We start from the raw sequence: 18228 nt of genomic DNA, 5'->3' as shown, positions 1-18228 counted from the left end.
CCGATGCTTTAGTAGCGGCGCCGTTCAAAAGGCGACCTTGTCTGCCCCCTTGAGCTGCAGCAGTTCGCGCGCATCGTCCGGAGTCGCCAGCTCCAGTCCGAGACCTTCGATGATCTTCCGCGCCGCCCGGACCTGTTCGGCATTGGATTTTGCCAGCTGTCCCGGCCCGATCCAAAGCGAATCCTCCAGACCGACGCGCAGGTTGCCACCCATCGCGACAGCCATTGCGGCGATCGGAAGCTGGTGACGCCCGGCGCCAAGCACCGACCAATGGTACTGGTCGCCGAAGAGCCGATCGGCCGTGCGCTTCATATGCGCGACATCTTCCGGGTGCGGCCCGATGCCGCCGAGCAGGCCGAAGACCGACTGGACGAAGAAGGGCGGCTTCACCAGCCCGCGATCGACGAAATGCGCCAGCGTGTAGAGATGTCCGATATCGTAGCACTCGATCTCGAAGCGCGTGCCGTTCTCGGCGCAGGTCGTCAGGATGTTCTCGATGTCCTGGAACGTGTTCTTGAAGATGCGGTCCTTCGAGCCTTCGAGATAGGGCTGCTCCCAATCATGCTTGAACGCCTTGAAGCGGCTCAGCATCGGATACAGACCGAAATTCATCGAGCCCATGTTGAGCGAGGCGACTTCGGGCTTGAAATGGGCGCAGGGTCGCAGACGCTCCTCGATACCCATGGTCGGCGCACCGCCCGTGGTGATGTTGATGACGCAATCGCTGCGCTGCTTGATCACTTTCAGGAAGGGCTCGAAGGCCTCGGGGGACTGGTCCGGCTTGCCGGTGACGGGATCGCGAGCATGGACATGCACGAGCGCCGCTCCCGCTTCGGCGGCGCCGACCGCAGCGTCGATGATTTCATCGGCGGTCACCGGCAGGTAAGGCGACATCGAGGGGGTGTGGATCGCACCGGTCACGGCGCAGGTGATCATGACTTTGCGGTTCTTGGCCATGGCGGCTCCCATCAGCGGTCAGGATGAAGGATTTCAGACGGGTTTGCGCGCGGCCGCGCGCTTATGGGCCTGCAGTGCGGCCAGCCGCGTGTCGCGCCAGTCGCTCAGGCGCTTCACCCGCTCGGCCGATTGCGTTCCGGGCCATTCGCTCATGACCGTGGCGACGGTTTCCGCGCCAAACGGGTCGCCGCCAACGGCTTGTGCCGCCATGGTCGCGATGGAGGCGCCGTAACGGGCGCAGTAATCGGGAATACCGCCGGGCGCGTTGAGCTCGATCGTCTCGAACGGCCCCATGAAGGACCAGCGCAGGCCGAGCCCGTCGCGGATCGTCTTGTCGACGTCTTCCGCACTCGCGACGCCCTCGCCGACGAGGCGAAAGGCTTCCGCCAGCAGCACGGCCTGCAGGCGGTTGAGGACGAAGCCCGGCTTCTCCTTGCGCAGCACGATCGGAACCTGCCCGGCCTGTTCATAGATCGCCTTGGCCCGGGCGAGGACGGCCGGATCCGTCCAGGGCGCCGGTGCAAGTTCGACGATGGGTACGAGATGCGGAGGATTGACGGGATGGGCGACGAGACAGCGGGCCCGCCCCGGGAGCGTCTCGCTGAACACCGAGGCCATGATGAACGAGGTCGAGGAGGCGAGAATCGTCTCCGGCGCGGCAAGCCTGTCCATCTCGGCGAAGAGGGCGCGCTTGGTTTCCACGGCCTCCGGCCCGTTCTCCTGCACGAGGTCGGCGCCGTTCAAGGCATCCGCCAGGCCCGAGGCGACGCGGATACGCGCGAGCGAGCCCCTTGGGTCCTCGACGAGGCCGTGGCCGGCGAGTTCCTCAAGATTGCTGCCGATATGGGTGCGGGCGGCCTCGGCCACTCCGGGCGCGACATCATGCAGTGCGACGTCGAAACCATGGCTGGCGAAGATGGTGGCCCAGGCACGGCCGATCAGTCCGGAGCCTATGATCGCGATCTTGGTCATGCGTGTTGATCCTGCGGGAAGCGACGAAGGTCGGGATAGGGTTGAGGCAGGGCGCTCACAGCCAGAGCACCTGCCGGCGTAGCGCCAGGTCCTGGCTGAGAGCCTTCGACGGGCCGGCATGAGTGACCTGGCCGCGCTCAAGCACGACCGTGCGGTCCGAAAGTGCCAGCGCAAGGTCGAGATGGTGGTCCACGATCACGATCGCGATCTCCTGTCTCAGCTTGTCGAAGGCCTCGAAAAGTTCCTCGACCACAGCCGGGGCGAGGCCCTCGAAGGGCTCGTCCAGCAGCAAGACACGTGTGTCACCGGAGAGCGCCCGCGCCACGGCCACCATCTGCTGCTCGCCACCGGAGAGGTAGTCGGCCGGGGAATGCCAGCGCTGCTTGATGCGTGGGAAGAAGGCGAAGATCTTGTCGTCCTCCCAGCGCGTGCCGTTGCCGGTCAGGCGCTTGAGGCGGCCGAGCTCCATATTGTCCTTGACGCTCATGCCGGCGAAGAGACCGCGCCCCTGCGGCACATAGGCGATGCCGGCGCGCGCGATCACGGCCGGCGGCAAGCGTGCGATGTCGGCACCGGCAAGATTGATCGTTCCCGTGGCGGGCGGTGCGATGCCGGTGATCGTCTTCAGCAAGGTCGATTTGCCGGCGCCGTTGCGGCCGAGCAGCGCCACGATCTCGTTCACGTGGACGTCGAAGCTGACGTCGCGGAGAATGTGGCTCTTGCCGTAATAGGTGTCGACGCCGGAAAGCCCGAGCAGAATCGTCTCTCCTGCCGCACTGGGACGTGGCTTCTCGGCCAGCGCATGCGCGCCCGAGCCGATATAGACCGCCTGAACCTGCGGGGAGGAGCGCGCGTCCTCGACCGTGCCGTCGACCAGCACGCTGCCCTCGTTCATCACCGTGACATGGTCCGCGATCTGGAAGACGCGGTCGATATCGTGCTCGACCAGCAGCACCGGCAGGTCGGCCGAGATCGACTTGATCAGGTTGCCGACGCGTTCGCGCTCGGCTGCTGCGAGACCGGCGAGTGGTTCGTCCAGGAGCAGGACACGCGGCTTGGTGGCAAGGGCGAGACTCATGTCGAGCAGGCGCTGGCCGCCATAGCTGAGCGAGCCGGCCTCGGCGCTCTCGATGCCGCGCAGGCCCATGGTCTCGATGACCTGCCGCGTCTCGTCCGAGACCTGTCCCAGCGACTCCGCCGCCCGCCAGAAGCCGAAGCGCTCCGGAGCGCGCGCCTGCACGGCGAGACGGACATTCTCGGCGACGGAAAGCGACGGGAACAGATTGGTGATCTGGAAGGCACGGCCGATGCCGGCGCGGGTGATCGCTTCGGGCGAGAGCCCGGTGATCTCGCGCTCGCGCAGGCGAACCTCGCCATGATCCGGCCGAAACTGGCCTGAGATCAGGTTGAAGGCGGTCGTCTTGCCGGCACCGTTCGGGCCGATCAGCGCATGCAGCGACCGGTCGCGTATCGCGAGAGTGACACCCTCTACCGCCTGGATGCCGCCAAAGCTTTTGGCGAGGCCGGTCGCAGTAAGGATTGCGCCCTCGACCCAGTTCTGCGGCTTCATGAAATCCGGGAGCGTGACCGCGCCGACCTTGCGCGCCGACATTGCCGCATCTTCGGCAGCCTGCTTGCGGAAGGGCCGCAGCAGCCGCTCGCCGACGCCAACGAGCCCCATGGGCGAGAAGACGATGAAGCCGACGAAGAGCAGCCCGAACCAGAACAGCCAGTTTGGTGTCAGGCTCGAGAGATAGTCGCGGAAGATCACGAAGAAGAGCGCGCCGAGAGCCGGGCCCAGGAAGGAGCGCATGCCGCCGATCACGACCATCGCCAGCAATTCGCCGGAGAAGGCGACCGAGATAGGCTCGGCCGAGGTCATGCGGTTGTTGAACAGCAGCAGCGTGCCGGCGAGCCCGGTCAGGGCCGCCGAGATGGTGAAGGCGACGAGCTTGTAGCGGTTCGTCTGGTAGCCGAGAAACCGGGCGCGCTGTTCGTTTTCGCGGATCGCGACCAGAACGGTGCCGACCGGCGAGCGCTGGAAGCGCCAGAGCCCGTAGACCACTGCCATGCCGATCAGTGCAACGAGGATGTAGAACGGCAGCGCCTGATCGAAATCGACGCCTGCGAAGAGCGGGCGCCTGATGCCGCCGAGGCCATCCTCCCCGCCGGTCACGGCGGTCCAGCGGAAGGCGATCGAATAGGTCATGGCGGCGAGCGCCAGGGTCAGGAGCGAGAAATACACGCCCTTGCGGCGCAGGATCAGGGCGCCGAAGGCGAAGGCGAGCACGCCCACGAAGAGCACCGCGAGCAGGATCGGAAGGGCGAACTGGCCGGGCAGCCAGTTGCGCTGGATCAAGCCCGCGGCATAGGCGGCGAGCCCGAACCAGGCGCCATGGCCGAAGGAGACGAGTCCGGTCGTGCCGACGAGAATGTTCAGGGCCATGCAGGCAATGGCGAAGACGACGATCTCGGTCGCCGAGGTGGTGCCGAGCCCAATGAAATGCATCAGGAAGGGCAGGGCGGCGAGGCCGATGGCGGCAATGAGGAGAGGCGCGCGGTCGCGCTGAGCGGCTGTCATTTCGCCCTCACTCGAAGCGCTGGATGCGTTCGCCGAACAGGCCGCGCGGCCGGAACAGCAGGACGAGCAGCATCATCAGGTAGATCACCGCGGTCGACCATTGCGTGAAGCCGAGGCCAATGGTGATGCCCTTGACCACGCCGACCATCAGCGCCGCCACGACCACGCCCCAGAAGGAGCCGAGCCCACCGATGACGACGACCACGAAGGCCGGGGTGATGATCTCCTGCCCCATGGCGGGATGGATCGAGTAGATCGGCGCGAGCAGGACGCCGGCCAGGCCGGCAAGCCCAATGCCGATGCCGGCTACAGCCATCATGTAGGGCTGCAGCGAAATGCCGAGCGCACCGACCATGTCGGGGTTCTGCACGCCGGCCCGGACGACGCGACCAAAGGACGTGCGCTGGAGCAGGAACCAGAGCCCGAGTACGCAAGCTGCTGCGATCAGGAGCAGAAGCGCGCGATAGCGCGAGTAGATGAACTCGCCGAGGAAGATCTGGCCGCGCAGTGCAGGCGGGATCGAGAACGAGAGCGGTGGCGCGCCGAAGATCATGCGCAGGGATTGCTCCGCCACCATCGCGAGCCCGAAGGTCAGCAGCAGCGAGAGGATCGGGTCCGAGCGGTAGAAGCGCTGGAACAGGCCGCGCTCGACGACGATGCCGATCAGCGCCACCAGCACCGGCGACGCGATGATCGCGCCGCCGAAGCCGATATGGGGCGCGAGCACGATCGTGAGATAGGCGCCGATCGCATAGAAGGCGCCATGCGCGAGATTGACGATGCCGCCGAGCGAGAAGATCAGCGACAGGCCGAGCGCGATCAGAAGGTAATAGACGCCGTCGAGCAGTCCGTTCAGTACCTGCTGGATGAAGAGAATGAGCAAGGGGACGCCTTTGCTTGATCGACAGGGCCGGGCAGGGGCGCGGCGCGCCCGAGAGGTTCGGGAGGCGCCTTCATCCCGGCCGCAACGAAGCGGAGTGCCGGGGCCATCCCAGGGCGCTGGGCTCTACGATGGCTTCCGGATCGGCGCCGCTGGCGCGGCCGATCCGGAATGGCGGCGCGGATCTGGCAAGGGGGAGCGCCTCAGCTCATCTTGCAGACCGCCTCGTCCCCCGTCGTCGCGATCACTTCGAGGCTTTCGTTCGGTCCCGGCACGGGCGGCGAGGAGGTGAAGATATCCCACTGGTTCTTGACCTGCGCTGCCGGCAGCGCCGTGATCGTGTACATCTCGCTCATCAACTGATGGTCCGAGGCGCGGAAATAGCCTTCCCGCGTCTTCATCACGTCGAATTTCGCGCCCTTTTCCCAGTGCTCGAGGATCTTGGCCGTGTCGGTGCTCTTCAGCTCGTTCATCGACTGGGCCATGATCTTCACGGCCATGTAATCGCCCCAGGCCTGGTTCTCGGGCGGCTTGCCGTATTTCTTGGTGAAGGCGGAGACGAAGGTCTTGCTCGCCGGCGTATCGATCAGGTGGTGCCACACGCAGGGCCAGACGCCGCCAAAATTGTCCTTGCCGGCAGCCCAGGCGAGCGCCGTGTCGAAGCCGAATCCGGCGACGGGGAAGGTCAGGCCGAATTCGGAATACTGCTTGAGGAAATTGGTGATCTGGTTGCCGGCAAGGTTCGAGATCACGATGTCGGGCTTGGCGGCGCGGATTTCGATCAGGAGCGCCGAGAAGTCGGTTGCGTCGGTCGGCACCAGCTTGTCGGCGGCGAATTGGCCGCCATTGGCCTCCATGAAGCGCTTGGCGACCTTGAGCAGGTCATGGCCGAAGGCGTAGTCGGCGGTCAGCGAGAACCACTTCTTGCCCTTGACCAGCCCCTGCGCCATCAGCGAGCGGCCGCAGCTCTTCACATACATCGAGTTCTGGTGCTCGACATGGAACATGTAGCGGTTGCAGCTTTCGCCGCGCAGGGCATCGGAGTTGCCGCCGGTGTTGACGAAGAGGATCTTGTTGCGCGCTGCGACCTGCGAGATCGTCAGGCAGGAGGCCGAGGAAATCTCGCCGAGAATGCACGCGACCTTGTCGCGCTCGATCATGCGCTCGGCCTTGGTCGAGGCGGTCTGCGGATTGACCGAATCCTCCTTCAGGGCCTCGAGCTTGCGGCCATTGATGCCGCCCGCAGCATTGATCTCCTCGACGGCGAGGTCGACGGCCATGACGCCGTACTCGCCGAGCGGACCGAGGAAACCGGTGCGCGGCGTCAGGTGGCCGAAGCGGATGGCATCCGGCGTCTGCGCCAGGATCAGCGACGGACTTGCAATCAATCCGGTAGCGGCACCGGCTCCAAGCCCGGCAAGGGCCTGACGTCGTGACAAACGAAATTTCGACTGCTGATGGTCTGCCATTGCGTTCCTCCCAGAACGGTTCCGCGCTTTGCGCTGGAGATTGTCGACCTGCTGTCTGCTCTGCTGGCGGCTTGATATCCACTTGTCGTGATCTGTGATCACAGTTAGGTTGGCAGACATGGTTGCCCCTGTCCAGTCCTTCGCGAATCCGGCTGCCGACGATGGGATCGGTGATGTCTCGGCTGGTCGCGATGCATCCGCGCTCGACGAGGTCGGGGCGCTGACGCGCGAGACCCTGGGGGAGAGGGTCACCGGGGAATTGCGGGCGCTGCTCGTCGCCGGCCGGCTTGCTCCGGGTGAGAAGCTCTCGCTGCGGCGTGTCGCGGAGGCTCTTGGTGTCTCGATGATGCCGGTGCGCGAGGCGGTCAGCCGGCTCGCCGCGGATGGCGCGTTGGAGGTTCTGCCCGGACGTGCCGTACGCGTTCCGCTGCTGCGATTGGCACAGTTTCGCGAATTGACGCGCCTGCGCCTGGTCGTCGAGGGCTTTGCGGCCGAAGAGGCGGCGAAGGCGGCAAACGAAGCCGAGATCGAGGAGATTGCCCGGCACGAGGCCGCGTTCCGACAGGCGGCGAGCGCCGATCCCCCAGACGCCGCTGGCGCAGTCGCAGCCAACCGCAATCTGCATTTCACGCTCTATGAGGCGGCGCGCATGCCGACCTTGGTCGAGATGATCGAGCGGCTCTGGCTCAAGGCCGGCCCCATCCTCAATCTCGATATGCGCCACGAACCGCGCCGCCTCGACGGTGGCAGCGCCGTGGTTTCCCATGCCGCCCTGCTCGATGCCCTGCGGCGCCGGGATCCGCAGGCTGCAAGGGCCGCGCTGGAAGCCGATATCGCTGCAGCCGCCGCCCATATCGAAAGCACCGGTGGCCTGGCGCCATAGTCAGGGTTCGCCGCAATCTGAGAGGCGCTACGGCGCGGGCATCGGGGGGAGACGACAATGGATTTGCAGATCAAGGGATTGCGCGTTCTGGTTACGGCGGGCGCCAACGGCATTGGCCGGGCGACGGCGCGCGCCTTTGCGGCGGAAGGCGCCAGGGTCCATATCTGCGACGTCGATCGCGAGGCCCTGGCAGCGATGGCGTCCAGCGATCCGGCGATCACGCAATCGGTCTGCGACGTCTCTGACCGCGACGCGGTGGCCAACCTGTTCAATGAGGCGCTGGCGGCGCTCGGCGGGCTCGACTGCCTCGTCAACAATGCCGGTATCGCCGGGCCGACCGGCCGCGTCGACGAAATCGATCCCGCGGACTGGGATGCCTGTGTCGCAGTCGATCTGACCGGTCAGTACAACTGCACCCGGCTCGCCGTGCTGCATCTCAAGCAATCCGCCAATGCCAGCATCGTCAATCTGTCGAGCCAGGCCGGCAAGCACGGCTTTCCGCTGCGCTCGCCCTATGGCGCGGCGAAATGGGGGGTCATCGGCTTCACCAAGGCGATCTCGGCGGAGCTCGGCGAGTTCGGAATCAGGGCCAATGCGATCTGCCCCGGCCTGGTCGACGGTGCCCGTATCCAGAGCGTGATCGCCAACAAGGCGCGCAGCTTCAACATCTCGCATGAGGAGATGACCCAGCGCCTGTTCGCGGGCGTCTCGATCAAGCAGTTCGTCGACCCGAACGACATCGCCAAGCAGATCGTCTTCCTGGCGTCCCCCTTCGCCAAGACAATCTCCGGTCAGGAAATCTCGGTCTGCGGCGACACGCGCATGCTCAGCTGAGCGGGGAGCAGAGCAGGGCGCGAGATCCTTGCAGCGACCCGGCTTCGCTCGGAGGCCGGGTCGGAAATGCGACGGCGGGCGCCGATACCGAAGTTCAGAGGTCGGAGAGGCGGCTGAAGCGCACGATAGCGTCGGCGCGCTTCTCCAGCCCAGGGAGCAGCTCGAGGCCGAGGCCGGGCGCGTCCGATACGGTGATCATCCCGTTCTCGGCCTTGGGCAGGTCGGTGACCAGCTCGGTGTACCAGCCGGTATAGAAGGCGCGGACCGATTCCTGGATCAGCGTGTTCCGGGCATGCATCGAGAAATGGCACGATGCCGCGTAGACGACCGGGCCTGTGCAGTCATGCGGGGCGACCGGCGTGTGCCAGGCCTCGGCCATGCCTGCGATCTTGCGGGCTTCCGACAGGCCGCCACACCATGACAGGTCGAGCATGACGACCCCGGCGGCACCGGTCTCGAGATAATCTCGGAAGGAATGGGTATAGGCCAGCGTTTCCGAGGCGCAGACCCAGGCCTTGGAGTGGCGGGCGTACTCGCCGAGATCGTGGACATTGTCGAGCCGGAACGGGTCCTCGTGCCAGTAGGTGTCGAATTCGGCCAGGCGCTCCGCCAGCTTCTTCGCCATGGGCAGGCTCCAGAGCGAGTGGAACTCGACCATGATGTCCATCTTGTCGCCGACCGCCTTGCGGATCTTGCGGAACGGCTCCAGCGCGGTGTTCAGTTCCTGAGGCGTGATGTCCCAGCCAGCCGCGCGTTCTGCCGCGATATCGAAGGGCCAGATCTTCATGCCGGTGATGCCCTGCTCGAGCAGGGAATGGGCGAGTTCGTCGGCGCGATAGAGGAAGCCTTCGAGATCCTCATAGGGGCCGCCTTGCTCGCCGACATGCCAGTTGGCGACAGCCTGCGAGCGCGCATCGCGAATATATTTGTAGCCGGCACAGGTGTTGTAGGTGCGAATCGTGTCGCGCGTCTTGCCGCCGAGCGCGACGCTGACCGGCTGGCCGATCGCCTTGCCGTAGATGTCCCAGAGCGCGATGTCGACGGCCGAGTTGCCGCGCGTTTCGACGCCCGAGCCGCGCCAGCCGAGATAGTTGTTCAGGCTGGCATTGCGCGCCTCGATCTGGAGCGGGTCCTTGCCGAGCAGCTTCGGCGCCACGGTCTCGTGCAGATAGGCTTCGACCGCGGCGGCGCCCATGAAGGTCTCGCCGAGACCGACCAGGCCCGCATCGGTGTGGAGCCGCACCCAGATGATGTTGCCGAACTCGGTCAGGCGGATGGTTTCAACAGCAGTGATTTTCATGAGGTTTCTCAAGCGAGAGGCTTGGCGTAGCGGGTGAGCGCCTCAGCGGTCGGCGTCGTGCCGGCGCCGGGCTGCTGGGGTCTTAGGAAATAGCCATCGGCGACATTGGCGGGCTCGACGAAGGCATCCTTGATCCAGGGAATGTATTCGAGGATCGGCGTCGCCTGATGCCAATAGGCGAGATGGACATGGACCTGGCTCATCTCGCCAGCATGGGGCGCGACCGGCAGGCGGCTGGCGAGTGCAAGCTCCGCGACCTGGATGTACTCGGTGATGCCGCCGAGGCGGGTCACGTCGGGCTGGACGTAGTGGATGGCGTCGGCCGCGACGAAGGCGCGGAAGGCGTCGAGCGAATAGAGCTGTTCCCCGAGCGCAATCGGTATCGAAGTCGCCTTCGCCAGCGCGGCATGCGAGCCGACATCGTCATACCAGAGCGGCTCCTCGAACCAGAAAATGTCGAGCGCCTCGGCCCGCGCGCAGAAGCGCTTGCAGGTCGGCAGATCCCATTTGCCGTTGCCGTCAATGGCGAGGGAGACATGGTCACCAATGGCATGGCGCACGGCTTCCAGCCGGGCGATGTCGATCCCGGGGTCGGCATGGCCGACCTTGACCTTGAGACGCCGGAAGCCGTCGCGTTCGACCGCCATGCGGCAGCCCTCGACGAGCTCGTCCCGCGGGATCGAAAGCCAGCCGATATCGGTGTTGTAGGCTTCGAGCTTCGGCTTGGTCGCGCCGCCGAGCAGGTGCCAGAGCGGTACCCCGGCCGCCTTCGCCTTGAGGTCCCAGAGCGCGACATCGACCGCGGCAAGCGCGAGCTGCGTGATACCGGCGCGTCCGACCCATTGCAGGGCAGGGTGGCGGGCGAGCTTCAGCCAGAGCCGGGTGATCTCGGAAGCATTCTCGCCGATCAGCAACGGGGCGTAGCAGTCGCGGATGCAGGAGGTGATCAGCCGGTCGGAGGCGAGGTCGGCATGCGTGCCGGTGAAACCGTAGCCTTCGAGGCCGTCCTCGGTGACGATCTTCGCGCCGACGACGCCCCAATGGCTGATGCGGTGGGTCGAGTCGGCAATGGAGCCGCCCGTCACCGGGATATGCAGGATGAAGGGTTCGATGCGGGTGATGCGCATGGCGGTAGCCCCGGAGCTGTTGTGCGGCTCCGGGGCTCTCCTGATCAGTTGGTGCCGCGGATCTTGGCGAGATCGGCCTTGAGGCGGTCGATCGTCTCCTTGCCGATCGAGGCCTCGTGGCGCTGGTAAACGGCCGCGGTGGCCTCGCGCATCTTGGTCAATTCGTCGGCCGAGACGTCCGAAACCTGCATGCCCTGCTTCTTCAGGTTCGCCATCGACGTGTCGTTGAGCGTGCGCGAGACGCGGCGCTCCTCATCGCGGCCGACGGTCGAGCACTCGTTCAGGATCGCCTGTTCTTCGCTGGAGAGCTGGTCCCAGAGCTTCTTGGAATAGAGCACCAGGAACGGGGTATAGGCGTGGCGTGTCATCGTCAGGTACTTCTGCACCTCGTAGAGCTTCGAGGTGTCGATGGTGACGAGCGGGTTCTCCTGGCCGTCGATCGCGTGCGTCTCGAGCGCCGCGAAAACCTCGCCGAACGCCATCGGCGTGGCATTGGCGCCCATGCTCTTGAAGCTGTCGAGGAAGATGTTGTTCTGCATCACGCGGACCTTGAGGCCGGTGAGCTCTTCAGCCTTGGAGACGGCGCGCTTCGAGTTGGTCAAGTTGCGGAAGCCGTTTTCCCAGTAGGAGAGATTGACGACGCCGAAGGCAGGCAGCTTGTCGGAGATATACTTGCCGAAGGCTCCGTCGAGGACTGCATCGGCTTCCTTCTCGTTGGTGAAGAGGAAGGGCAGGTCGAAGACGCCGAGCGCAGGCATGATGCCGACCAGCGGCGAGGAGGAGGTGATGACCATCTCCTGCGTGCCGGCACGCAGCGCCTGCGTCGCCTGCAGGTCGCCGCCGAGCGCGCCGCCCCAGAACCCCTGGAGCTTCAGCTTGCCGCCGGACTTTTCAGTCATGCAGGCGCGCATCTTGGCGACGCCGTTGCCGACCGGGTGGTCCTCGTTGATGCCGTTGGAAACGCGGATATTGCGTTCCTTGATCTGCGCCTGGGCGGACCCTGCAAGCGCCGCAAGCGCGACGCCGGCGAGGATGGAGACGAGACGTGAGCTCAGCATGGGCTTTCTCCCTGATTGCCTTGGTTTTTGGATTAGCGGCCGCTCAGCCAGGCAAGCGGAACGGTCACGAGTTGCGGGAACAGGATCAGCAGGAACATCGCGACGGTCTGGGCGACGAGGAATGGCCAGACGCCGCGGATCACCAGAGACATCGGGATGCGGGCCACGCCACAGACCACGTTGAGCACGATGCCGACCGGCGGCGTGATCAGGCCGATGGCGTTGTTGATGATGAAGAGCACGCCGAAATAGATCGGGTCGATGCCCGCCTGCTTGATCACCGGCATCAATACCGGTGTCAGGATCAGCACTGTCGGCGTGAAGTCGAGCGCAGTGCCGACGACCATGACCAGCAGCATGATGACGATCATCAGGACCGTCTTGTTGTCCATGAAGGGCTCGAGCACGCTCGACAGCTCGGCCGGGATATTCGCCTGGGTGATGAGCCAGGCCGAGACGACGGCCGCGGCGACCAGCAGCATGACTGCGCTCGTCGTCTTGGCGGCGGTCAACGCCACCTTGTAGAGGTCGCGCGGCTTGAGCTCGCGATAGACGAACATGCCGACGACGAGCGCGTAGACGGTCGCGACCACGGCCGCCTCAGTCGGCGTGACGATGCCGAAGCGGATGCCGCCGAGGATTGCGAGCGGCATCAGCAGGGCAAGCGAACCATCCCAGGTCGCCTTCAGGCGCTCGGCGCCGCTGCGCCGCGGCAGGACCGTGATCTTGTCGTGGCGGCAGACGATGAACCAGGCGATCACCAGCGACAGTCCAATGAGCAGCCCGGGAAAGACACCCGCGAGAAAGAGCTTAGTGATCGAGAGATTGGCGGCGACGCCGAAGACGATGAAGCCGATCGAAGGCGGGATGATCGGGGCGATGATGCCGCCGGATGCGATCAGGCCGGCCGAGCGACCGGTATCGTAGCCGGCCTGGCGCATCATCGGCAGCAGGATCGAGGCGAGCGCAGCGGTATCGGCCGCAGCAGAGCCTGACAGCGAGGCCATGATGATGGAGGCGAAGATCGCGACGTAACCCAGGCCGCCATGGAGATGGCCGACCAGCGAGAGCGCGAAGTTGACGATGCGCTTGGACAGGCCGCCGGCATTCATCAGCTCGCCGGCGAGCAGGAAGAACGGGATCGCCAGGAGCTGGAACGAATCCGCGCCGATGATCATGTTCTGGGCGATGATCTGGGTGTCGAAGACGCCGAGCCAGAGCATCAACGCGACCGCGCAGACGATCAGCGCAAACGCGATCGGCATGCCGAGCGCCATCGCCCCGCAGAGCGAGAGGAGGAAGATGGTGATCGTCATTCGAGGTGGCCCTTCAGGTCATGTGAAGGGTTGCCGCTGTAGTCGCCGGCAAACTCGGCCAGTTCGAATTCGCCGAGTTTTCCCGTCAGGGCGCGAACGAGCCGGGCAAGCGTGATGAAGCCGATGCCAATCCCGGCGAAGTACAGCACACCATAGACATAGCCCATGCTCAGCCCGGTGACCGGCGCGACCGCGGTGGCGTTGATCTCGTGCTGCTTCCAGGTTCCGTCGAGCAGCATCACGCAGCAGGCCAGGATGAAGGCGTCGCTGATGATCATGCAGATCAGCCGGCCCTGGCGGCCAAGCGCACCAACCAGCGTGTCGACGCCGAGATGACCGTTTTCGCGCATCACCACGACGGCGCCGATATAGGTCAGCCAGACGAAGAAATAGCGCGACAGCTCCTCGGACAGGTCGAGGCCGGAGTTGAAGGCATAGCGCAGGACGACATTGCCGAAGACCATCACGACCATCCCGGCAAGCAGGATGACCAGGACAGCCTCAAGCCCTCGTAGGATCCATCTTTCGGCTTTTGCGAGCATGGTGCGTTTCCTGTGAGTTTCTTGTTCCCTCGCTCCTTTCCGCGACGGAGGTCGTCCGTCCGGGGACGAGGTCGATATCGGCCTGGGCCACTTTCAGAAGCGCGATCATGCTCTCGCGAGCCTGCTCGGGCCTGCGCGCAGTGATCGCTGATGCGACATGGCGGTGGATCGCAACGGACGCCTGGGCCCGCTCGTGGTCGTGCATCGACAACCGGAACGAGGCCCTCAGCACGGCGTGCAGGATCGGCTTGAGTTGAAGCAGCAGACTGTTCCCGGACGCCTCCAGAATCGCCTCGTGGAAGCGAAAATCGGCCGCCTCGTGTTCCGCTTTGCCCGGAGCGCCGGACATCCCTTCCAGCGCCGCCGCGACGGCCCCGATCTGAGCGGGAGTGCCGCGCTCGGCGGCGAAGGCTGCTGCCGCAGGTTCGATCATGCTGCGGAGCTCGAGAAGATCGCGCTCGAACCCGCTCGCCATGTCGGCATCGGTGATCCAGTCCATCACCTGAGGGTCGAGCAGCCGCCACGATGATATCGGCTGGATGCGCGAGCCTACGCGGGGCCCCGTCGTGATCAGCCCGAGCGCCTGAAGGGTCTTCGTCGCTTCGCGGATCACCGTGCGGCTGACGGCGAATTGGGTGGCGAGCTCGTCTTCCCGCGGCAATGCGCCGTCGTTGCCGATCTGGCCTCCGACGATCATGCGGCCAAGGCGGTCGACCAGATGCGAATGGAAATTGGAGGGGCGCGCCATCGTATGATCATATCATCATATGATTGATTGGCGCGCAAGCCGTCGGTCACGCGCCCGCATCGGCATTGCCGGGGATGCGTCGTCGAAGGGTGTCCGGTAGTATGGGGATGTCCGTTCGCCCGGCTGCGAGGGCCAGCCTGAGGGAGCGACCGTTGAGCGATGCGGTGCGCGTGCGGTTATCGCGGGTGCGCAAGGGACGGGAAGGGCATGAACCTTCACCTGATCATCTCGGGCCGCGTTCAGGGCGTTGGCTATCGGCAGTGGTTCTGTGCGCGCGCACGCGCTGCGGGCGTGGCGGGCTGGGTGAGAAACCGGGCCGATGGCACGGTGGAGGCCGTGGTCTCGGGGCCGTCCGACATCGTCGAGACGCTAGCCGCGGATGCCTTCGATGGGCCTCCTGGGGCCGGCGTCCAGGACATCGATCGGAGCGAGGTTGATGGCTCGCTCGTCGGGGCTCCGGGCCGGGGCTTCGTCATCGCGCCCAGCGTCTGAACGGGTGATGGGCACGGCGACAGGAAGAGAACGAGGTCCCGCGACGGGCCGGTCTCCCGCGTTGCCCGCCATCGTGGCGCGATCGGACACGAAGAGGTTGGCCTGTGCGGAGCCGCACCGGCCCCCACGATCAGTCCTTTGGATCGGCGTTCGGGTCGGGGTCCAGCATCTGGCGCCAGCCCGCATGCAGCACCGACGGGTCTTCACGGTCGACGCTGTAATGGCGCAGGACGTGCTGAACATCGTTCATGCGGCCGATCAGCTGCGGGCCCTGACGCAGGCCGACAAGGATCATCAGCACTTCGATGGCGATGAGCTGGACCACATAGGCATCCGTCCCGACCAGCATTGCGGTGTCGTGCGGAACATCCAGCGGCAGCGCGACGTCGGCAAGCTGCGCAAGCGGCGTTCCGCCCTGGGCCAGCGCGATGATCGTCGCACCACGGGCCTTGCCGACCTCGACGGCGCGCAGCAGTGCCGGCATGCGGCCGACGAAGGAGATCGCGACCAGCACATCCTCCGAGGTCAGCGTTGCCGCTGCGACGAGCTGAAAATGCGCATCGGAAAAGGCATTGGCGTTCAGGCCGAGGCGGAACAGCCGCGCCTGCAGATCCTGCGCCAGGAAATGCGATGTCGCGCCGGTGCCGAGGCAATCGATCCGCCTTGCCTTGCTGATCGCAGCCGCGGCGCGATCGAGATCGAGCGGATCGATGCGGCGTTGCCATTCGGCGAGCACGGTCGTGATGCTGCCCGTGACGTTGCGCAGCACGTCGCTCGCGGTCTCCCCCATCCGCACGGAACGGTGCAGGAACGGCGCGCCGAGCGCCACCGCGCCGGCGAGCTTCAGCTTGAGGTCCCTCAGGCCCTGGCAACCGACCAGCCGGGCAAAGCGTACGATTGTCGGCGCGCTGACCCCGGCGCGCGCCGCGATATCCTCGACATTCGCCTTCACCACCCATTCGACTTCGTCGAGGAACAGGCGCGCCACCCTCTGCTGGCTCTCGGACATCGCGCCGAGCCCCTGCCTGATGGAGCTCATGATGTCGGAGGCGCCAATCGAATCGTCGGGGCCGCTGGGGCGGCCGGCTGCGTCAGCAGGGACGATGTCTGTCATGCGCTCGGACTGTGGCTGATATCGAAATGACAGGCAAACTGATGTTCCGATCCCGTCCCGCGCAGGACCGGAGCCTCCTTGGCGCAACGCTCCGTCGCGTGCAGGCAGCGGGTGCGGAAAACGCAGCCGGAGGGCGGAGCGAGCGGAGACGGGATGTCGCCGGTCAGCATGCGCTCGCGCGGCGGCGCGTCCGGGTCAGGCCTCGGCGATGCGGCGATCAGCGCCCGCGTATAGGGATGGCGCGGATGGCGGGCGACCTGCTCCGTCGAGCCGATTTCCATGATGCGGCCGAGATAGAGCACGGCGATCCGGTCACACATCAGCTCGACGACATCGAGGTCGTGCGAGATGAACAGCATCGCCAGGCCGAGCCGCCGCCGCAGGTCCTGCATCAGGTTCAGCACCTGTGCCTGCACCGAGACATCGAGGGCCGAGACCGGCTCGTCGGCGATGATCAGTCTCGGCTCGACGGCGAGAGCCCGCGCGATGCCGATGCGTTGCCGCTGGCCGCCGGAGAACTCATGAGGGTAGCGCTCCATATGTGCGGCGGGAAGGCCGACGAGTTCGAGCAGTTCGGCGATCCGCGCCTTGCGTGCCGCGCCGCGCGCAAGGCCATGGGCATCGAGCGCCTCGCCGACGATGCTGCTGACGCGCAGCCGCGGATTGAGGCTGGCATAGGGGTCCTGGAACACCATCTGCGCCTGGCGACGGAACAGTCTCAACCGGCGTTCCGGCGCTGCCGTGATGTCCTGTCCTTCGAAACGGATCTGACCTGCCGATGCATCGATCAGACGCAGCGCAAGCCGGCCGATCGTGCTCTTGCCCGATCCGGATTCGCCGACCAGCCCGAGCGCTTCGCCGCGCGCCAGCGAGAAGCTGACGTCGTTGACGGCGCGCACCAGGTGGGGTGCCTTGCCAAAGCTCTTGGAAAGGCCTGCAATCGTGAGGAGCGGTTCCGTGCTCATGCAAGTTCCCTCCAGCGCAGGCAGCGTGTCTGCCGCCCCGCATCATTCTCCAGCATGGGGGCCTCGATGGAGCAGGCAGGCGTTGCATCAGCGCAGCGCGGCGCAAAGGCGCAGCCGCGCTCGACGCGCGAAACCTGCCCCGGGATCGAGCGCACGACGCGCCGACCGCTTGCGTCCTGGATTGCGCGCGACGGCATGCACTCCAGCAGGGCGCGCGTATAGGGGTGGCGCGGTGCGTTGAAGAGGTCCCGAACCGGCGCGCTTTCGACCACCTCGCCCGCATACATCACCGTCACGCGGTCGGCGATCTCGGCGACGACGCCGAGATTATGCGTGATGAAGAGCACGCCCATTCCAAGCTCGCGCCGCAGCCGGTCAAGCAGTGTCAGCACCTGCGCCTGGATCGTGACGTCCAGTGCCGTGGTCGGCTCGTCGGCGATCAGCAGGGCCGGCCGGCAGGAGAGCGCCAGCGCGATCATGACGCGCTGACGCATGCCGCCCGACATGTGATGCGGATAGTCCGAGGCGCGGCGCGCCGCATCGGGGATTTCGACGAGGCCAAGCATCTCGACGGCGTGAGCCCAGGCCTTGCGCCGGTCATAGCCGAGATGCAGCCGCACCGCCTCGGCGATCTGCTCGCCGACGGTCAGCACGGGGTTCAGGCTGGTCATCGGCTCCTGGAAGATCATCGCGATCTCTGCGCCGCGCAGCGCCTGCATGGTGGCCCGGGGCGCGGTGGCGAGGTCGATCGTATCGCCGGAGCGGCGACGGAACAGGATGCGGCCCTGCGAGACCCGCCCCGACGGGCGTGGCAGCAGGCCCATGGTGGCGAAACTCGTCACTGACTTGCCGGAGCCGGACTCGCCGACCACCGCGACGGTTTCGTTCTCCGAGATCTGTAGCGAAACGCCGCGCACCGGCGTCACCTCGCCCTCTTCGGTGCGGAAGGAAACGGCGAGATCTTCGATGGCGAGAAGGGGCGCGGTCATC

17 protein-coding genes are annotated in these 18228 nt (G+C 65.8%); 3 read left to right on the top strand and 14 right to left on the bottom strand.

Annotated elements, in window-relative coordinates:
• Nucleotides 1-24: 24 nt before the first annotated feature.
• The 5 genes from kce to AC1DW9_RS12850 form a co-directional block, all read right to left on the bottom strand.
• Nucleotides 25-957: a 3,5-dioxohexanoate:acetyl-CoA acetone transferase gene (gene kce, locus AC1DW9_RS12870; protein ID WP_441506402.1), complete on the bottom strand. Its 933-nt coding sequence runs from the start codon at nucleotides 955-957 to the stop codon at nucleotides 25-27.
• A gap of 33 nt (nucleotides 958-990) precedes the next feature.
• Nucleotides 991-1929: a 3-hydroxyacyl-CoA dehydrogenase gene (locus AC1DW9_RS12865; RefSeq protein WP_441506401.1), complete on the bottom strand. Its 939-nt coding sequence runs from the start codon at nucleotides 1927-1929 to the stop codon at nucleotides 991-993.
• A gap of 55 nt (nucleotides 1930-1984) precedes the next feature.
• Nucleotides 1985-4510, bottom strand: a complete 2526-nt coding sequence (locus AC1DW9_RS12860; RefSeq protein WP_441506400.1) for a branched-chain amino acid ABC transporter ATP-binding protein/permease — start codon at nucleotides 4508-4510, stop codon at nucleotides 1985-1987.
• 7 nt (nucleotides 4511-4517) lie between these two features.
• Nucleotides 4518-5393: a branched-chain amino acid ABC transporter permease gene (locus tag AC1DW9_RS12855; protein WP_441506399.1), complete on the bottom strand. Its 876-nt coding sequence runs from the start codon at nucleotides 5391-5393 to the stop codon at nucleotides 4518-4520.
• Between the two features lie 200 nt (nucleotides 5394-5593).
• Nucleotides 5594-6859 carry an ABC transporter substrate-binding protein gene (locus AC1DW9_RS12850; RefSeq protein ID WP_476775027.1) on the bottom strand — a complete coding sequence of 422 codons (1266 nt, stop codon included), beginning with the start codon at nucleotides 6857-6859 and terminating at the stop codon, nucleotides 5594-5596.
• A gap of 118 nt (nucleotides 6860-6977) precedes the next feature.
• On the opposite strand from AC1DW9_RS12850, the gene AC1DW9_RS12845 reads away from it, so the two are divergent.
• Both AC1DW9_RS12845 and AC1DW9_RS12840 read left to right on the top strand, forming a co-directional pair.
• Nucleotides 6978-7742, top strand: a complete 765-nt coding sequence (locus AC1DW9_RS12845) for a GntR family transcriptional regulator (protein ID WP_441490739.1) — start codon at nucleotides 6978-6980, stop codon at nucleotides 7740-7742.
• Nucleotides 7743-7799: 57 nt separating this feature from the next.
• The gene (locus AC1DW9_RS12840) at nucleotides 7800-8576 is read left to right on the top strand and encodes an SDR family oxidoreductase (RefSeq protein WP_441506398.1); all 777 of its coding nucleotides are present in this window, start codon (nucleotides 7800-7802) and stop codon (nucleotides 8574-8576) included.
• A gap of 94 nt (nucleotides 8577-8670) precedes the next feature.
• On the opposite strand, the gene AC1DW9_RS12835 is transcribed toward AC1DW9_RS12840, so the two are convergent.
• From AC1DW9_RS12835 to AC1DW9_RS12810, 6 genes are read right to left on the bottom strand one after another with little or no spacing between them, the layout of a single operon-like run.
• The gene (locus AC1DW9_RS12835) at nucleotides 8671-9876 is read right to left on the bottom strand and encodes a mandelate racemase/muconate lactonizing enzyme family protein (RefSeq protein ID WP_441506397.1); all 1206 of its coding nucleotides are present in this window, start codon (nucleotides 9874-9876) and stop codon (nucleotides 8671-8673) included.
• A gap of 8 nt (nucleotides 9877-9884) precedes the next feature.
• Nucleotides 9885-11003 carry a mandelate racemase/muconate lactonizing enzyme family protein gene (locus AC1DW9_RS12830; protein ID WP_441506396.1) on the bottom strand — a complete coding sequence of 373 codons (1119 nt, stop codon included), beginning with the start codon at nucleotides 11001-11003 and terminating at the stop codon, nucleotides 9885-9887.
• A 44-nt stretch (nucleotides 11004-11047) separates the two neighbouring features.
• Nucleotides 11048-12061 (bottom strand): TRAP transporter substrate-binding protein, encoded by a 1014-nt coding sequence (locus tag AC1DW9_RS12825; protein WP_441490743.1) that lies wholly within the window; start codon nucleotides 12059-12061, stop codon nucleotides 11048-11050.
• Nucleotides 12062-12093: 32 nt separating this feature from the next.
• Nucleotides 12094-13377: a TRAP transporter large permease gene (locus AC1DW9_RS12820; RefSeq protein ID WP_441490744.1), complete on the bottom strand. Its 1284-nt coding sequence runs from the start codon at nucleotides 13375-13377 to the stop codon at nucleotides 12094-12096.
• On the bottom strand, nucleotides 13374-13919 hold the full coding sequence (locus AC1DW9_RS12815; protein ID WP_441490745.1) for a TRAP transporter small permease: 546 nt from the start codon (nucleotides 13917-13919) through the stop codon (nucleotides 13374-13376). The genes AC1DW9_RS12820 and AC1DW9_RS12815 overlap by 4 nt, the downstream gene beginning before the upstream one ends.
• Entirely contained in the window at nucleotides 13879-14667 is a 789-nt protein-coding gene (locus AC1DW9_RS12810) for a FadR/GntR family transcriptional regulator (protein WP_441506395.1), read from the bottom strand. Before AC1DW9_RS12810 ends, AC1DW9_RS12815 begins: the two co-directional genes overlap by 41 nt.
• A gap of 207 nt (nucleotides 14668-14874) precedes the next feature.
• Here AC1DW9_RS12810 and AC1DW9_RS12805 point away from each other — a divergent pair, with 207 nt between their 5' ends.
• Nucleotides 14875-15159 (top strand): acylphosphatase, encoded by a 285-nt coding sequence (locus AC1DW9_RS12805; RefSeq protein WP_441506394.1) that lies wholly within the window; start codon nucleotides 14875-14877, stop codon nucleotides 15157-15159.
• 130 nt (nucleotides 15160-15289) lie between these two features.
• Here AC1DW9_RS12805 and AC1DW9_RS12800 read toward each other — a convergent pair whose 3' ends face one another.
• The 3 genes from AC1DW9_RS12800 to AC1DW9_RS12790 form a co-directional block, all read right to left on the bottom strand.
• The gene (locus AC1DW9_RS12800; RefSeq protein ID WP_441506393.1) at nucleotides 15290-16198 is read right to left on the bottom strand and encodes a MurR/RpiR family transcriptional regulator; all 909 of its coding nucleotides are present in this window, start codon (nucleotides 16196-16198) and stop codon (nucleotides 15290-15292) included.
• Between the two features lie 71 nt (nucleotides 16199-16269).
• Complete coding sequence (locus AC1DW9_RS12795) at nucleotides 16270-17238, bottom strand: ABC transporter ATP-binding protein (protein WP_441490749.1); 969 nt, start codon at nucleotides 17236-17238, stop codon at nucleotides 16270-16272.
• The gene (locus AC1DW9_RS12790; RefSeq protein WP_441506391.1) at nucleotides 17235-18227 is read right to left on the bottom strand and encodes an ABC transporter ATP-binding protein; all 993 of its coding nucleotides are present in this window, start codon (nucleotides 18225-18227) and stop codon (nucleotides 17235-17237) included. Before AC1DW9_RS12790 ends, AC1DW9_RS12795 begins: the two co-directional genes overlap by 4 nt.
• Nucleotide 18228: the final 1 nt, after the last annotated feature.

It is taken from the genome of Allobosea sp. P4_E12 (genome assembly GCF_056401655.1).
Note: the sequence above shows the minus strand (reverse complement) of the source record. Positions and strands in the feature narration are given on the sequence as shown.

Coding starts and splice junctions, on each gene's coding strand:
- kce (WP_441506402.1), bottom strand. CDS start 957: ATGGCCAAGAACCGCAAAGTCATGATCACCTGCGCCGTGACCGGTGCG.
- AC1DW9_RS12865 (WP_441506401.1), bottom strand. CDS start 1,929: ATGACCAAGATCGCGATCATAGGCTCCGGACTGATCGGCCGTGCCTGG.
- AC1DW9_RS12860 (WP_441506400.1), bottom strand. CDS start 4,510: ATGACAGCCGCTCAGCGCGACCGCGCGCCTCTCCTCATTGCCGCCATC.
- AC1DW9_RS12850 (WP_476775027.1), bottom strand. CDS start 6,859: ATGGCAGACCATCAGCAGTCGAAATTTCGTTTGTCACGACGTCAGGCC.
- AC1DW9_RS12845 (WP_441490739.1), top strand. CDS start 6,978: ATGGTTGCCCCTGTCCAGTCCTTCGCGAATCCGGCTGCCGACGATGGG.
- AC1DW9_RS12840 (WP_441506398.1), top strand. CDS start 7,800: ATGGATTTGCAGATCAAGGGATTGCGCGTTCTGGTTACGGCGGGCGCC.
- AC1DW9_RS12835 (WP_441506397.1), bottom strand. CDS start 9,876: ATGAAAATCACTGCTGTTGAAACCATCCGCCTGACCGAGTTCGGCAAC.
- AC1DW9_RS12830 (WP_441506396.1), bottom strand. CDS start 11,003: ATGCGCATCACCCGCATCGAACCCTTCATCCTGCATATCCCGGTGACG.
- AC1DW9_RS12825 (WP_441490743.1), bottom strand. CDS start 12,061: ATGCTGAGCTCACGTCTCGTCTCCATCCTCGCCGGCGTCGCGCTTGCG.
- AC1DW9_RS12820 (WP_441490744.1), bottom strand. CDS start 13,377: ATGACGATCACCATCTTCCTCCTCTCGCTCTGCGGGGCGATGGCGCTC.
- AC1DW9_RS12815 (WP_441490745.1), bottom strand. CDS start 13,919: ATGCTCGCAAAAGCCGAAAGATGGATCCTACGAGGGCTTGAGGCTGTC.
- AC1DW9_RS12810 (WP_441506395.1), bottom strand. CDS start 14,667: ATGGCGCGCCCCTCCAATTTCCATTCGCATCTGGTCGACCGCCTTGGC.
- AC1DW9_RS12805 (WP_441506394.1), top strand. CDS start 14,875: ATGAACCTTCACCTGATCATCTCGGGCCGCGTTCAGGGCGTTGGCTAT.
- AC1DW9_RS12800 (WP_441506393.1), bottom strand. CDS start 16,198: ATGAGCTCCATCAGGCAGGGGCTCGGCGCGATGTCCGAGAGCCAGCAG.
- AC1DW9_RS12795 (WP_441490749.1), bottom strand. CDS start 17,238: ATGAGCACGGAACCGCTCCTCACGATTGCAGGCCTTTCCAAGAGCTTT.
- AC1DW9_RS12790 (WP_441506391.1), bottom strand. CDS start 18,227: ATGACCGCGCCCCTTCTCGCCATCGAAGATCTCGCCGTTTCCTTCCGC.